General features: G+C 63.2%; 11 protein-coding genes and 2 tRNA genes. 6 read left to right on the top strand and 7 right to left on the bottom strand.

Annotated elements, in window-relative coordinates:
* The first annotated feature begins 42 nt into the window (after positions 1-42).
* The 5 genes from HPY64_12210 (at position 43) to HPY64_12190 (ending at position 3,247) form a co-directional block, all read left to right on the top strand.
* On the top strand, positions 43-1,818 hold the full coding sequence (locus HPY64_12210; GenBank protein NPV67901.1) for a hypothetical protein: 1,776 nt from the start codon (positions 43-45) through the stop codon (positions 1,816-1,818).
* Between the two features lie 68 nt (positions 1,819-1,886).
* Positions 1,887-1,973 (top strand) — tRNA-Ser (locus HPY64_12205).
* A 19-nt stretch (positions 1,974-1,992) separates the two neighbouring features.
* Positions 1,993-2,082 (top strand) — tRNA-Ser (locus HPY64_12200).
* Between the two features lie 128 nt (positions 2,083-2,210).
* The gene (locus HPY64_12195; protein NPV67900.1) at positions 2,211-2,768 is read left to right on the top strand and encodes a GNAT family N-acetyltransferase; all 558 of its coding nucleotides are present in this window, start codon (positions 2,211-2,213) and stop codon (positions 2,766-2,768) included.
* A complete protein-coding gene (locus tag HPY64_12190) occupies positions 2,765-3,247 on the top strand; it encodes a GNAT family N-acetyltransferase (protein NPV67899.1) in 483 nt (160 codons plus the stop codon). Before HPY64_12195 ends, HPY64_12190 begins: the two co-directional genes overlap by 4 nt.
* Here the strand turns inward: HPY64_12190 and HPY64_12185 are convergent.
* Positions 3,214-4,764, bottom strand: coding sequence for a hypothetical protein (locus tag HPY64_12185; protein ID NPV67898.1), 1,551 nt, complete (start codon positions 4,762-4,764; stop codon positions 3,214-3,216). The two genes, HPY64_12190 and HPY64_12185, sit on opposite strands and share 34 nt — an antisense overlap.
* 107 nt (positions 4,765-4,871) lie before the next feature.
* On the opposite strand from HPY64_12185, the gene HPY64_12180 reads away from it, so the two are divergent.
* Positions 4,872-6,140: a winged helix-turn-helix domain-containing protein gene (locus tag HPY64_12180; GenBank protein NPV67897.1), complete on the top strand. Its 1,269-nt coding sequence runs from the start codon at positions 4,872-4,874 to the stop codon at positions 6,138-6,140.
* Here the strand turns inward: HPY64_12180 and HPY64_12175 are convergent.
* From HPY64_12175 to HPY64_12150, 6 genes are read right to left on the bottom strand one after another with little or no spacing between them, the layout of a single operon-like run.
* Complete coding sequence (locus tag HPY64_12175; GenBank protein ID NPV67896.1) at positions 6,137-7,687, bottom strand: hypothetical protein; 1,551 nt, start codon at positions 7,685-7,687, stop codon at positions 6,137-6,139. The genes HPY64_12180 and HPY64_12175 overlap by 4 nt on opposite strands.
* Positions 7,684-9,276: a hypothetical protein gene (locus HPY64_12170; GenBank protein NPV67895.1), complete on the bottom strand. Its 1,593-nt coding sequence runs from the start codon at positions 9,274-9,276 to the stop codon at positions 7,684-7,686. The genes HPY64_12175 and HPY64_12170 overlap by 4 nt, the downstream gene beginning before the upstream one ends.
* Entirely contained in the window at positions 9,273-10,835 is a 1,563-nt protein-coding gene (locus tag HPY64_12165) for a hypothetical protein (protein ID NPV67894.1), read from the bottom strand. The genes HPY64_12170 and HPY64_12165 overlap by 4 nt, the downstream gene beginning before the upstream one ends.
* On the bottom strand, positions 10,832-12,070 hold the full coding sequence (locus HPY64_12160; protein NPV67893.1) for a DUF2029 domain-containing protein: 1,239 nt from the start codon (positions 12,068-12,070) through the stop codon (positions 10,832-10,834). The genes HPY64_12165 and HPY64_12160 overlap by 4 nt, the downstream gene beginning before the upstream one ends.
* Entirely contained in the window at positions 12,060-13,325 is a 1,266-nt protein-coding gene (locus HPY64_12155; protein ID NPV67892.1) for a hypothetical protein, read from the bottom strand. Before HPY64_12155 ends, HPY64_12160 begins: the two co-directional genes overlap by 11 nt.
* Entirely contained in the window at positions 13,322-14,797 is a 1,476-nt protein-coding gene (locus tag HPY64_12150) for a hypothetical protein (GenBank protein ID NPV67891.1), read from the bottom strand. The genes HPY64_12155 and HPY64_12150 overlap by 4 nt, the downstream gene beginning before the upstream one ends.
* Positions 14,798-14,992: the final 195 nt, after the last annotated feature.

The raw sequence follows: 14,992 nt of genomic DNA, 5'->3' as shown, positions 1-14,992 counted from the left end.
GGCGTGATCTTTCACGCCGGCCAGGAGAAAAGGAGAAGCCGCGTGCTGCGAGGACTGAAGTGGCAGCTCTTGCTGCTAACCCTGGCCATTATCCTGCTGGGAGGGGCCATTCTCCTGCAGCCTGGCCAGCCAGAGGAAGCCCCCCCACAGTTGCCACCACCGACGGTCACTCCTGTGTCAGCGACAGTCCTGCCGACCCCACTACCACCCCAGGCGATTGACTCCCCGGTGGTATTCCGGGAAGGGGTGGTGGGCCAGGTGCAACGCCTGAATCCCCTTTATGCTGATCTGAATCCGGTTGACCGCGACATCACCCGCCTGATCTTCGAGGGGTTGGTAACCACCAACGCTTACGGCGAATACCAGCCGTTGTTGGCTTCAGAATGGCTGATCGCCAGCAATCAGCTGGAGTATGTGTTTCGCCTGCGCCAGGATGTGCTGTGGCAGGATGGCCTGCCATTTACGGCGGCGGATGTTGCAGCGACGGTTGCGCTGCTACAGTCTACCGATAGCGCACTGCCGGAGGACTTGGTCGCCTTCTGGCGGACGGTTGAGCTGGAAGTCCTGGACGAGTACACCGTGCGTTTCCGGCTGGCTCAGCCGCTGGCGGCATTCCTCGATTATCTGCGGGTGGGCATCCTGCCAGCTCATGTCTTTGGTGGATTGCCGGCGGCGCTCTTGCCCGGCCACCCGTTCAACCTGTCGCCGATTGGCACTGGCCCGTACCAGCTGGAAGCAGTCAGTGGCAGCGACGCAGGCGTGACTGCGGTCAGTTTGCGGGTGGCGCCGGCCTTCCGGCAACGCCCGGAAGGCCGCGGCACTTACGCTATGGAGCGACTGGTCTTCCGGACGTTCCGTTCGCAGGAGGATGCTCTGGCTGCCCTGCGTGCCGGGGAAATTGACGGCCTGGGTGGTGTTGATGCGACGGCCGTGACTGATCTGGAGCAGGCCGGCATTGTCCACACCCACCTGAGTCTTGCTCCGGTTCTCGGTGTGGTGCTGTTCAACTGGGAGAGTGCGCATACCGCCGCCTTCCGCGACCAGCGGGTGCGTCAGGCGCTGATCGCCGGCGTGGACCGGACAGGACTTGTCAATCGCCAGTTGAGCGGTAAAGCTGTCGCGGCGGATAGCCCCCTGATCCCCGGCTCGTGGGCCTACCGGCAGGTGGACGCCTGGCCCGCTTATGATCCGGTGGCCGTGCGGGAGTCCCTCGGCGCAATCACCTTTGCCCGGCCCACCCCTACACCGGAGCCGACGCTCACCCTGGCGCCAGAGGAAACAGTGGAGCCAACGCTTACCCCAACCGAGCCACCACCAGTCTATGATTTTGGCCTGTTGTGCAGTGATGATCCGCTCCATGTCGCTGTGATGACCGATCTGGCCAGTCAGTGGTCGCAGCTCGGCCTGGAAGTGCGCCTTGAGGCGGTTCCTTTGCAGGAGTTTTACCGCCGTCTGGAAGACGGCGACTTCGATGTGGCGCTGGTGGAGTTGAGCCTGAGTCCCCGTGTCGATCCTGACCCCTACGCCTTCTGGCATCAAGGCCAGTATCCGGATGGCCAAAACTACGCTGGGATCAACGATCGGCGTAGCAGCGAATTGCTGGAACGCGCCCGCCGCGACCCAAACGGTATCCACCGCGCTGAGTATTACGCTGAATTCCAGCAGGTGTTTGCCAGCCGCACGCTGGCGCTGCCGCTGTACTACCCGGTTTACGCCTATGCCGTCAGCGCCCGCTTTGAGGGCATTGAAATCAGCTATATGAGTACACCTGCGGACCGCTTCTTTAGCCTGGCTGGCTGGCGACTGGTTGGGCGCTGAAACAGGATTGACCCACCCTGACCGCCATGCTATACTACTGCCCACGCGGTGGGAGCCTCTCGTCGCCCGGAGGGATGGCAGAGTGGTCGATTGCGACGGTCTTGAAAACCGTTGAGGCCGTAAGGTCTCCGGGGGTTCGAATCCCTCTCCCTCCGCCTTGACAACCTCATATCCGGGGAGGTGCCAGAGTGGTCGAATGGGGCCGCCTGCTAAGCGGTTGTCGGTGGTTAAAGCCGACCGCAGGTTCGAATCCTGTCCTCCCCGCCTGATGAGACGTCCGGTCTGTGTTGATCGGACGTTTTGTTTCCCCCTTGGCCGAACTTGCCGCTGCACTCATGATCGGCCACAATGGTCCCGGTCGGGCTGGTGCGCCGTCCTCAGGGAGCGGTGATATGAGCGCGTCGCGTTCGCTATTGCGCGGCTCGGACGTTTACCTCAATGCGATCGCCGAGGATGATTTGCCGGTTATTGTTGCCTGGTACCAGGATGTAGGGTTCCTGCGTCTGTTTGACGCTCGCGCTGCCGCGCCCCGCACGGTGACCCAGATTGGGGAGGAAATCGCGCAGAAGCAAAAGTCGCCCTGTGACTTCAGTTTCGCCATCCGCCGGGTGGACACTGGCGCTCTGATCGGCCTGGTGGAGATCGATGGTATTCTATGGACGCATCGCATTGGTGGGCTGGGGGTGGCCATCGGCAGCGCGGAGCATCGCGGTCATGGGTACGGGACGCAGGCCTGCCGCCTGGCGTTGGATTTCGCGTTTGAGGAGCTAAATCTGCATCGTATCACCGCGACCGTGTTCAGCTACAATACTGCTTCCCGGCGGCTGTGCGAGCGGCTGGGCTTCCAGCTGGAAGGTGTCTTCCGCGAGTTTCTGGAGCGCGATGGGCAGCGCCATGATATGCTGCTATTTGGACTGCTACGCCATGAGTGGATCGCCCGCCGACCGTGATGAACGCCCTAACCTTCCGCCCCGCGACCGCTGCTGACCAGCCAACCATCCGCCAGATAGTCTACCGCGCCAGGATCAATCCGCTGGGGTTGGATTGGCGGTGCTTCCTGGTGGCAGAGGAGGATGGCCGGATTGTCGCTATTGGCCAGATTAAGCCTCACGCCGATGGCAGCCGTGAACTGGCCTCCCTTGCTGTCATATCCTCACGGCAAGGGCAGGGGATCGGTAGCGCCATGGTCAGGATGCTCCAGGCCCGCAACAGCGCCCCGCTTTATCTGACCTGCCGGGCCGGCCTGCAGACGTATTACGCTCGTTTTGGGTTCCGGACGATCACACCGGATGAGATGCCGCCCTATTTCCGCCGCATCGCCTGCCTGATGAATCTGGGCGCGCCAGCTGGCGGACCGCGTCTGCTGGTCATGCGCTGGGATGGCCCTGCGCCGGATCAGGGACAGTCGCCCTCCCAGACCAGGGCGTAAACGGTCATGTTGCTGCCACCCGCTGCCATCGCCCAGGGTGAGCCGGTGCTGTAGACCGGGCACAGCCGCCCGTCGCTTGCGTCGCCGCCCGGCACCTGATCGGGGAAGGCCATCAGGTAGCGGGCCTGCCGCGCCTGCATCAGCGTCCAGAGCGCCTCGCTGTTGCGGATGATCGGGATCACCTCCGGGCTGACCAGCCCGGCCAGGTCGAGGATCGGGCGCGGCGCGTAGTAACCAACTGCGCCGATATCGTGCACCACCAGCAGATCTTCCGGCGGGATGTTGGCCGCAATCCAGCGGGCTGCTGCAACCATCTCTGTCTCGATAATCCGCACGTCCTCCCCGAACTGTTGTGCCCCAATTCCCCAGAAGGCGATGTACAGGACGACTGTCGCCAGTGCCAGCGCCCGCCCTGCGACGCGCCCGGCCATCTGCTGCTGCCTGGCCCGGTGCAAGATCAGACCGGTTCCGGCGACGCCCATGATGATCAGGTGTGGCAGCGCAGGCATGACATAGCGCCCGTGCTGATAGGCGGCCGGCAGGCGAGCGGCATACAGTCCGATCAGGGCCAGCGCCCAGACCAGCGGCGCCAGCAGTAGCGCAGCAACTCGATCCTCACGCAACCGTTGCGCCAGCGTCCCCGCCATGACGATCGCCCCCGGCAGCAGCATCACCTGCCCCCCGGCCAGGATGGGCAACAGCAGGTCGGCAATGCGTTGGAGATAGGGGCGCTGGAGCAAAATGGCGTATTCCGCCTGCTTGGCGGACGCTGTGCCTGGGAAAATGCTGCCGCCCAGATTGAGGTTGAAGAAGGCATACGGCACGAATCCGGCCAACCAGCCCAGCCCGATCCCCAGCGACCAGAGCAGGGTGCTGCGCCAGTGGCCCTGTGGGCGGGCAAGCCACATCAACACGCCGAGCAGACCCAGCAGACCGGCCCCTTCTGGGCGGGTGAGCATCGCTGCCGCGCCCAACAATCCCAGCAGCCCGCCTCGCCGTAGCAGGGCGCTGGCGGAGCAATTGGCGGTATCCAGTTCGCGCCAGACCAGCGCCATCATCCCCAGCGTCAGCGTCCCGAACAGCATTGTCTCCATGCCAGAAGCACCCGCCCAGACCATATGCCAGGCCAGAATTACCGCCATACCGCTCCACAGGCCAACGCCGGGCATCCAGGGAGCAAGCCGCACCCCTAGCCGTGCCGCGATCAGACCGGCTCCAGCCAGTGCCATGCTTCCCATCAGCGTTGTCCATATCAGGTATGGAATGCCCAGCCAGTAGCCCACCGCCAGCAGTAGCGTGTAGAGTGGAGAAGTGCTGCCCGCCGATGGCTCACCCGGCACGAAAGCCCATACGCCGGTCTGGGCCAGGTTGCGGGCGTAAACCTGGTGAATCCAGGCGTCATCTAGCGGGAAGCCTGCCTCGCCCATGCTTGCAGCAATGAACATATACCCGAACACGCTGACTACCGCTGCCAGCACGATTACGCTGTCCCGACGGTTTGGCCTCAGGTGGACCATGATTCCTCTCGCTATGGCGAACATCTGTGCTATCATTGAGAATGTCTGGCTGCTCTGGGTGCAGTCTACCGCCAATAGCTCGCCCGGCCAATGTTCAGGAGGTCCTGATGTCTCGCTTTGCCGCCCTTATTCCTCTCCACGTAGCCCGCACCGTCGCGCTCCACGCCCAGCGCCTCGCCGATCCGCTTCGTCAGGACGCCCCACCGCCGACTCGCCGCGATATCCTTGGCGTGGTGGAACAGCTTGGCGCCATCCAGATCGATACACTGCAGATGGTGCAGCGCAGCCACTACCTGACGCTGTGGAGCCGGCTGGGGAGTTACGATCCGGCTGATGTGGATGCCCTGGCCTACGGTCGCGGAGCGGATCCAGACGACCGCCAGCTTTTTGAATACTGGTTCCACGCCGCGTGTCTTATTCCCTTGAGTGAATACCGGTACTCGCTGCCACACAAGCGCCGCAATCGCGAAAGGCCCGACTCCTGGCACAGCCACTGGCTGGCTACTCCGGAGGCACGGACTGTGCTGACTTACGTGATGACGCGCATCAAGGAGCAGGGGGCGGTACGGGCCGCCGATTTTGAGCATGATGGGCATCGTGGCGGAAGCTGGTGGAGCTGGAAACCGGCCAAGCGTGCGCTGGAAATCCTTTTCACGGAGGGCACCCTGATGGTGGCCGATCGCGTCAATTTCCAGCGTGTCTATGACCTGACCGAGCGTGTCCTGCCGGACTGGGTGGACACCAGCGAGCCAACTCTGGAAGAAACGCGCCGCTACTTGATGACCCGCGCCGTGCGCGCCTTTGGCCTGTGCGAGCCGCTGCAGGCCGCCAATTACGTGCATATGAAGCGTTCCACTGCTCGCCCTCATGTGGAGGCGCTGTTGAAGGCGGGTGAACTCCTGGAAGTGAATGCCGAACTGGCAGATGGCCGGACAACGACAATGGTTCTCCACCGGGATAACGCCCCGATTCTGGAGGCGGCGCTGGATGGGGCGCTGGCCGCCCGCCGCACCACCTTCCTCAGCCCGTTCGATAGCCTGTTCTGGCCGCAGGGCCGTGACCGGCAATTGTGGGGCTTCGAGCAGACGTTGGAAGCCTACAAGCCCGCGCCGCAGCGCCTCTGGGGCTACTTCTGCCTGCCCATTCTGCACGGAGACCGCCTGATCGGGCGCTTCGATCCCAAGCTGGAGCGCAGGAGTGGCACGTTGATTCTGCGCACGCTTTACCTGGAGCCAGGAATCGAACTGGGGGACGAACTGGTTGCAGATGTAGCGGCGGCCATGCGCGATTTCCTGCGCTTTCACAACGCCAACAATCTGGTCATCGAGCGCAGCGATCCGCCTGCGTTTGGCGAGCGGCTGCTGGCCGCGCTTTAGGGCAACACGCCAAACAGCCGGACACGGGGCTGATCTTCCAGTCGAATGGGATGCAGAAAATCGACCTGCACCCGGCCGGTGTATAGATCGTCCAGTGGTGCTGTGCGGTTCTCGTCCAGTAAGAGATGTGTCACGCCATAGCGTGCCGCCAGTTCGCGCACCGCTTCCGGGCCGGAGTCCGGTACCACGATTCCCATCAGGCCGGTGTGATAGTATAGCGCCGCCGGGTCATTGCACATCACCACGGCATCCGGCGGGAGAACCGCTTTTACGGCGGCGAACAGCCCTGCACTATCAGCGTCCTTGCCCCAACGCCCGGCCACCGCCGTGATAGTCAGGACTATTGCTGCTACCAGCGCCGCTACGGTGAAGACCTGCTGCGCCTGGGCCGGTCGCCAGGTCCGGCGATGGCGAGCTACCCACGCCACGGCGTCATCCAGCCCCAGCAGGCCCAGCGCCATCCACCACGGGATCAGCGCCGCCGCCGAATGGAACAGCCCGCCCCGGTAGCCAGGATAGGCGAACACCAGTGTCATTGCCAGGTGCAGCAGCACGGCATAGACCCAGACCGGTAGCAGGCGCGGATCACGCCAGCGCCGGGCCAGTGCCAGCAGGATCAGCGGAGCCAGCACTACCTGTCCTTCCACGGCCACAAACGTATCCAGGTTGTTGGTGAACGCCTCCCACCGGCTGCGGAGGATATTCTCCGCGCCCCAGGCCAGAAAGTTCGCCAGGCTCATCGACGGGGGGTAGCTGACCAGCTCATTGTAGCCGCGCAGCCAGATCGTCGCCGTCCCGCCCAGCGGTAGTGGCGTGCCGATGACCTGCCAGTTGCGGATAAACCAGGGCAGCATGACCAGCCCGTATCCGGCTAGCCCGGCGAGGGCGGCCCACTTCCGGCGCGTTAGCGGCACTTCCTTGTCCGATGTATACGACGGCCAAAACGCGACTGCAAACAACACAATCATGAACAGCAGCCCATCAGCGCGGGTAAGGTGCGCGATCCCGGCCAGCGCTCCGGCCAGCGCAAAGGAGCGTCCCTGCCACCGCTGCCGCCCCAGGCCCATCACTCCCAGGCTCAGCGCTCCGGCCAGCCCGAATGGCGTGAATGTCTCCGGCATGGCCAGGTAAGGCGCATAGAACCCGCAGAACACGGTCAGCAGCCCGGCTCCCCAGGCATGGCGCGCTGTGCCGCCCAGTGCTGCTCCCAGGCGGAAGGCCAACAGCGCCAGGGCGGCCCACATCATTACGAAAAACACCTGCGCCAGCCGGAAGGATCCACCTGCCAGCGCCACCACCAGCGACGCCAGCGGCATCCAGTAGGTGTGCGCCGGAGCGGGCAGTGCTTCTGGCGCGTTGAGGTAGGTCAGGGCGATGTACGGGTCGGTCAGGCCCTGGCCGCCAGCCAAGCGCGTCCCGGCATTGTAGTAGTAGTAGGCGTCGGTGTACGTCGGACCGGGGATGCCTGCAGCCACAAGGGCGCCAACCAGTAGGGCGATGGCGGCTACGGTGGTGTAGTCCCGGCGCATCGGCGTGTACCCGCTCACGGTTTTACCTCGTAGATCGTTATCGCCCCCGCCGTAAAGGCGGGCCGCAACCAGTCAGCGTGTTCCGGCCCCCACACGCCTTCACTTGCCGCTGCTCGATCGTACCATACGTAGTCAGCCCCTGCTGTCTCTAGCAGGACCAGTCGCTCTTCATCGCTCATGCCTTCCGCTGCGAAGAACGCTTTGACCTGCGCCTGCCTGGCGGCAAAGTCCCTGGTCTCGATCCAGTGGCCGATGTACACGCGTCGCCCGGTGAATGCCGGGATTTCCCCCCCACGCTCGAATGTGCTGAAAACCACACTGGTCACCGGCTGCTCACGCAGCCAGTCCTGTGCTGCCAACGTGTCGCGGTCAAGAAACAGGGTGGGATGGTCCGCCGGGTTCGCTGTCAGCGCGGCGGAAAGGATAAACAGGGCGTGGGTCAACGTGCTGAACGATAGCCCGGTAATCAACAGCAGCCTCCAGCGGGCGATCGGCCATCCCCGTGCCAGCCAGCGCTGCCGCCACTCCTCCAGCCCTGACGCCGCCAGTATCGCCAGCGGCGCCTGGACACCCATCAGGAAGCGACGCTGGGTCGGCAGTGGCGCATACAGCAGCAGCGCGACGAGGATCAGCCAGACCAGCGGCAGCAACCAGTGCCTGTCCCTTACCTGCCACAGGTTTACCAGCCCGACACTGGCCGGGATCAGCAGCCAGAAGTAGGCGAGCAGGTAGTAGATCGGTGGCGGCGAGAGAGTGATGTTTTGCGCAGCGAACACCTGCCAGACCGGGTGACTGTTGAACGCTGCCCAGTCGTAGGCGACCACCAGCCCGTGAACCAGCGCTACTGGCGTGAGCATCAGCAGTTGCCGGAATGCCAGCCTGCGGCGGACGAAGGCGATCAGCGCCAGCGTCAGAGACAGCAACGCCGTTAGCAACAGGTCAAACGGCTGGAGCAGCCCCAGAATAAGGCTGAGCAGCGCGAGCCAGCCAGTCCCGCGCCACGACGGCGCGGCCAACCAGCGATCCAGGACGAGGGTAAAGCCGAGCAGCGTGGCGATGGCTGCGCACATGTGGGGGAAGGTTAGCGCCGTCAGCAGGGTGTAGGCGTCCAGCAGCCAGAATTCGATCGGAGCCAGATCTGCCGCCTGGGCAGGCGTGACCAGATACAACACCCAGCCCAGGCCGCCTGTGACCGTCGCTAGCAGGAACGCCCACCACCGCCCGCGCTCTTCCGGCAGCCAGCGGGCCACAAACTGCCAGATCATGACCCACATCAGAACCATCACTGCCAGCCGGGCCAGCTGGTAGGCGGCAACCGGCGACAGTCCGGTCACACGGGCGATCTGCCCCAGTGCCGTGTAAAAGGTCTGCAGCAGGGCGGCGGGGTGCTCCTCCGGTGTGAACAGCAGGTGATACAGCCATTCGCCGCGCAGGCCAAGCTGAATCTTGGCCAGGTGACTGTTGTAATCCACCCGCGTCTGGGCGAACGCGTTGCCGGTGAAGGTGCCTCCCTCCGGCGCATTGAGGTACCCGACGAGGTACGGTATGTTGACAGCGATCAGCAACAGGCCGATGGCGACCCAGACCCGGCGCGGGATGGGAGTCACGGGGCTTCCTCCGGGCAATGCGGGGTGTAGTCGTCCGGGCTGCTGAAGGGGATGAGCAACAAATCCTCAAAGGCGACCGCCTGTCCTTCATTGTAGTGGGTGCGCAGCCAGCTCAAGTGGGGATGGGCTTCTACACCCGGCAGGCTGAGATACTCTTCCTCCTCCTGGGCGAAGATCACCAGCCAGACTCGCCCGGCCCCACCCAGCGTTGCTGGCAGGCAGTGTTCACCGATCAGTCCCAGTACTTCCTGCGTGGGTAGCGCCAGCGTATCCTCTCCACTGCCAGGCCGGTCGGCCATGTAGGCCTGCGGCAGGGCACGGTCGTAGTAGACCATTGGCAGCATGGTCAGCTTGTTGCTGTGCACAATCGCGTCGCCAGGGGCGGCGTTGGCCCGCAGGTAGGCGACTGCTTCCTGAAACGGTGGGTTAGGAAAAGTCCGCCAGGTGACCTGAAAGACATACCCCGCGCTGGCCACGATCAGCCAGGCAGCCACGACCAACGCAGCGATCGGGCGTGGTAATCCGCCGCGCACCAGCAACCACGCCAGGGCGATGTACAACAGCACTCCCTGTGCCACCAGCGCGCGATCCAGGTAGACCGGTGTGAGCACCTGCGAGGCCAGCCAGAGCAGGGCGGTCGATCCCGCCAGCAACCAGATCACGCCAAGCAATGCCCTCCGCTCTGGGGAATGCATCCGCCGCCAGTGTAGCCGGATCTGCATGATCAGCAAGACCGTCAGTATTACGCTAATGACGAAGCCGGTGCTGCTCCACGGCGCCGGGTAATCGAGGCTGACCGTGATGAACGAGCGCAGGGTCAACAGCGGGCGCAGGATCGACGGACGCGGAATCCAGTAGTACGCCTGCAACTTGCCCAGTTGCCCTGGCAGGTTGATCAACCAGGGCAGGTAGAGCAATACGGCCAGCCCCGCCGCCGCCATGGTGGGGAGGATTTTGCGCCAGGCGCGCGCCAGCAGCGGGATCAGACCCAGCGCTGCCAGATAGAACGCGGCGAGTTGCTGCGTGTACATCGCCAGCGCCGCCAGTACCCCGAAGCCGATCCACCACACCGCTCGCTCGGAGTGCCATGCTCGCCAGTAGGCCCAGGTCGCCAACAGAAGCAGCAAGGCCAGCAGCGCGTACATGCGCGTTTCTTGAGAGTACTGGATGTGGAACGGCGCCAGGGCCGTGATCAGCGCCGCTGCCATGCCCACCCGCCGGTCAAACAGTCCTGCTGTCAGACGATAGACTACCGCCACTGTTAGCAGGCCAGCAAAGACGCTCAGCAAGCGCACCATCTCCGGTGACTGGCCGAAGACGCGCATCCAGCCGTTTAGGATGATGTAGTAGAGCAGGGGGTGAATGTCCGCAGCGCCGCCTTCCACCGGCGTTAGCGTGCCGTAGAGCATCGCGCTCAGGCCCTTCTCGGCGAACAGCACGGCAAAGGCTTCGTCGTACCAGAGCGCCCGCCCACCCAGGTTCACCAGCCGCAGACCGAAGGCTAGCAGCAGGATCAGCGCCAGCCGGCGCAGGACGTAGGTCCTGTCCGCCGTGCTCATGCCGCCGTCTCCTTGAATCCGAGTGGCGTGAGGGGCGCCTGGTCTAGCCACAACCGCCGCGAGATCAGCAGCAGGATCAGTATCCCGAAGGGCAGTGGCAGGTACATTGCCGGATGCTCGAACTTGCCCTGCACAGTCCACAGGAACAACGCCCATAGGCCGATGATCAACACAACTTGGGCCAGCGCCACTACACTTGGCCCACGCTGTCGATCGGCAGTGGTTAGCGTTGCGAAGTAAAAGAACAGCGGGATGTTGAATACCACGAAATGCGGTGTCGCCGTGCGCACCGCGATCAGATGAGTGATGGTTAGCGTCAGGACAATCGTCCAACCGAACTCCGTCGCCCGTCGCCGGACGATCACACGCCACCACGCCCACAGTAGCAGGGCGAATAACGCGCCGCCGATCATGATTTCGCCCGGCGCGCCGAGGAACGGCAGATAGACCCGCGTCAATACCCACAGCGGCGAGCCGATGGCTGTGTAGGAGGGATAACGCGCCAGTTGCTCCCACCATTCGCCGAACCAACCTGGCAGGACGATGAACGACCAGGCCATCAGTCCGCCCCAGACCAGGACAAACGCGCTGATCAGCCGCCAGCGACGTTCCCGCAGTCCCCACAGGAGCAGGAACGGCACAAACAGGAACCCCATCTGCGGTTTGATCGTTGAGAGTGCCAGCGCCGCGCCGGCCAGCTCATCCCTTCCGCGTGCCAGCGCCCACAGTGCCAACACTTCCAGGAAGTAGACTACCAGCCCGGGCTGGCCGAGCAGGATTCCGCGCGCCGCCGGGTAGAAGAAGATCGCCCATAGCACCGACAGTCCTAGCAGGAACGGCCCTGGTTGCCAACCAAAGACAGCGATCAGTAGGGCCAGCGCACCGATCTGGAGCGCGATCAGCAGCGCCAGCCAGATCGCCTCCGCCCAGACATACGGCAGCGGCGCCAGGGGGGCCAGCAACAGAGTCGTGTACATCGGGTAGGCGTAGTAGCCAGGATCTTCGCCCTCCTGGGCCGGTCGCCCATAGATGCCGACCTGAATGCTTAGGCTGGCTTCTTCACCGTAGGGGTCCAGCCTGTCGATCCAGAAGGACCTCACCCCTGACCAACGTGAGAAGAAGTCGTTCGCACCGGGGTAGGGTCTGCTCTTGAAGGTGTAGATTCCCCAGGTTACTGCCGCGAAGGCCAGCAGCCCGGCCAGGATCAGCAGCCCCATGCCGCGTCTAGTCTTCACCAGTTACTCCTTTGTCACTGGCTAAGCGCAGCTGGGTGTAAAGGAATGCGGCCAACCCGACCAGGATGATCGTCCGCCCGATCACCAGCGCAATGAATGGCGGGCGTAGCGCCCCTGTGATCAAACCGAAAGGGTTGTCAGTGCGGATGAATAGCAGCGGATATTCTGTGAAGACGATGAAGCTAAGCAGCAGCAGAAGTAACACCCCGAGGCGTGTGGGAAAGCACAGCAGGACGAGCGGAATGAGTAACACCAACCACTGCGCACTCCAGCCCTGTGCCCATAGAAAGAATATCAGTAGCGTGAAGGTGGCCAGGGCGACAACACCCCAGTCATCGATGCGACGGGTTCGCAGAAGTCCGGCCAGTCCCAGTCCGCCGAAAACGGCTAGGCGCAATAGCGGCGGGACTACCGGCGGATAGCCGCGCAGCGCCAGCGCTGTGGCCGGATCAGTTCGTATTTCCGGCCCGCCAAACACGCCGGTCCCATAGTTGCCGTCCAGCAGCGCCCAGATCGTGCCATAGGAGGCCTTGTTGAATTGCACGACGAGGGACAGTGCGCCCATCTCTCCAGTCGCGGCGATCAGTCCGGCATAGACCAGGGCGAATACCCCCAGACTGAGTAGCGTGTAGCGCAGCGCCTGCCGCCAGGGCCGTATCCGCCAGACGACAGGTAGCAGGATCAGCGGCACGAACTTGACTAGCCCACCAGCGGCGACGGCCAGCGATGAGCGATCATCGCTACCGATCAGTAGCCACCATAGGCCGAGCAACAGGGCAAAGGCCACGATGGCTTCGAAATTCCACCAGATGAAGACGGCGGGGGCCAGTAGCGCAGCGTAGATCCACGCCAGGGCCAGCCCGGTGTTGCGCCCATACAGATGGCTGCCAATGCGGTTCAGCAGGATCAAGTTGCCGGTATCAAAGACCAGCAGGATTAAGCCCAGCACGCTGGCAAAGGCGGTATAGGATGGCTCACCGGTGGCCAGCAGGCGATACAGGCTGACGTAAAGCCAGGGCCAGAGCGGTGGAAACTCGCTCCAGTAATCGCGATAAGGGTACAGGCCCTCATCACTGAGCTGGGCCAGGCTGTAGTAGTAGAGCATATCTCCACCAGCGGTCACACCGCGCTCCACGCCCCCTACAACCAGCGGCTGGTACACAATAAGCAGTAGCAACCGCAGGCCGATGAACAGGTACAGTAGCAGGCGGAAGTCGCCCAGCAGTGTTGTCGGCGCATCTCTGTCGTTGCTCATGACACATCCTCCCGTACGAAGATGGCTGCTACGTCATCCTCGTAGTCCAGCCGCCAGCCCGGTTCCTGCCGCAGGGCGCTGGCCAGCACACTGTGCGCTTCGATCACGATCCAGCTGATGTTGTGCCGCTCCAGGGCCGCCTGCCAGTCGCCCTGCAGAAAGGTGATGTTCAGATACTCGCGCAGGAAATCGTCGCCATACAGATCGGTACGGCCATCGACATAGACCGGATAACCCGGTGCGGCGAACATCAGGTAGCCGCCCCAGTTGTAACTGTTGAACATCAGCCCTTGCGGTCGGGTGGCGTTAATGTGCTCGGCGGCGCGGACGGGCAGTACGGCGTTCTGAGCCTCGCGGATCATGGTCGGGTTGAGCGCATAGGCGATCTTGCCGGCGACGGCCAGCGCGATCAGCACCAGCAGCAACCAGTTCAGGCGGGCCATCGCCGGCGTAGCCCGCTCTGATAGCCTGATCCGCCAGCCGCGATCGACCAGCCAGACATCGGCGTGACGAGCCAGCACCGGTGTCGCCACCACGGCGAACAGGGCGATATTACGTCCTGCCAGCAGGGCCATGAAGCCTGTTCCGCTGACGAGCGCCAGATCAGTCCAGTCGAGATGTTCGCTGCTCAGACCGGCAAAACCCAGTGCGCCGATCAGCAGCCAGACGAACGGCCAGGTGTGCCGTTGGTGAAAGTCCGGCGAGGCCCATTCCTGAATGAAATCCTGCAGCACGCCGATGTTGACAGTAGAAAAGGGCACTTTGAGTATTTCCAACCCAAAGGGGTTGATCACCAGCGCCGCTGCTGAGATCAGTCCGATCAGCAGCAACCGACCGATCCCTCGCCAGCCCACGACTGTTTCTGTCCGGGGGCCGAAAAGATTGCCTGCCACCTCTCCGGCGATGAAGCCAGCGAGCAGGATAAACGCTGTGGCAAAACCGGCGTGCATGTTACCCCAGATGAGCACAACCACTGGAATCAGCCACAGCCGGTCTATGCGCCGCCATTTGTAGAGCCACAGCAGGTAGTAGACCACCGTGCTGAAGAAAAAGGTGAACATCTGCGGCCTGGGCGACCAGAAAACCGCCGCTGTCGCGGCACCCAGCACGATCGCCAGCGCGCGCACGTACACGCTGGCGTCGCTGGCAGCATAGACGAAGGCCATGCCGCCCACGGCCAGCAGGCCGGCGAGCAGGGCCAACCCGGCACTGCCGCTGTCACCCATCCCGAACAGGCGGTAGACCAGATACAGCACATTCTGAGAAGCCCAGCTGTGGTTGATCCATGGTGCGCCCGCTCGCGTGTGGGAGAATAGATCAGCTCGTACCACCGTCTGATGCTCGATCTGGTATTCACCGCTGCGGAGATGCCACCAGATGTCGGTATCGACCGGCGTGCGGACAGCCATCGCCAGCAGGAGCAGGAACAGGATCGCCGTCGTCAGTCGCCGCATCGTCAACTGTCGCCACATGCTCTCACCATCCCCCTGCCAGAATCTGCCCACGCAGTGTAGCACAGGCAGCAGCGCAGGCAAGTCTTCGTATTCTTTCACGCAAAATGTTACCGAGGGGGTATGGTTCACTCAAAAGATAATGTTACCGAGGGAACCATGTCCAGCGACGAACAGATGACCATTGATGAACGACGCAAGTACCTGCGAACGATG

The organism is Anaerolineae bacterium (genome assembly GCA_013178165.1).
GTDB lineage: Bacteria > Chloroflexota > Anaerolineae > Aggregatilineales > Ch27 > Ch27.
Note: the sequence above shows the minus strand (reverse complement) of the source record. Positions and strands in the feature narration are given on the sequence as shown.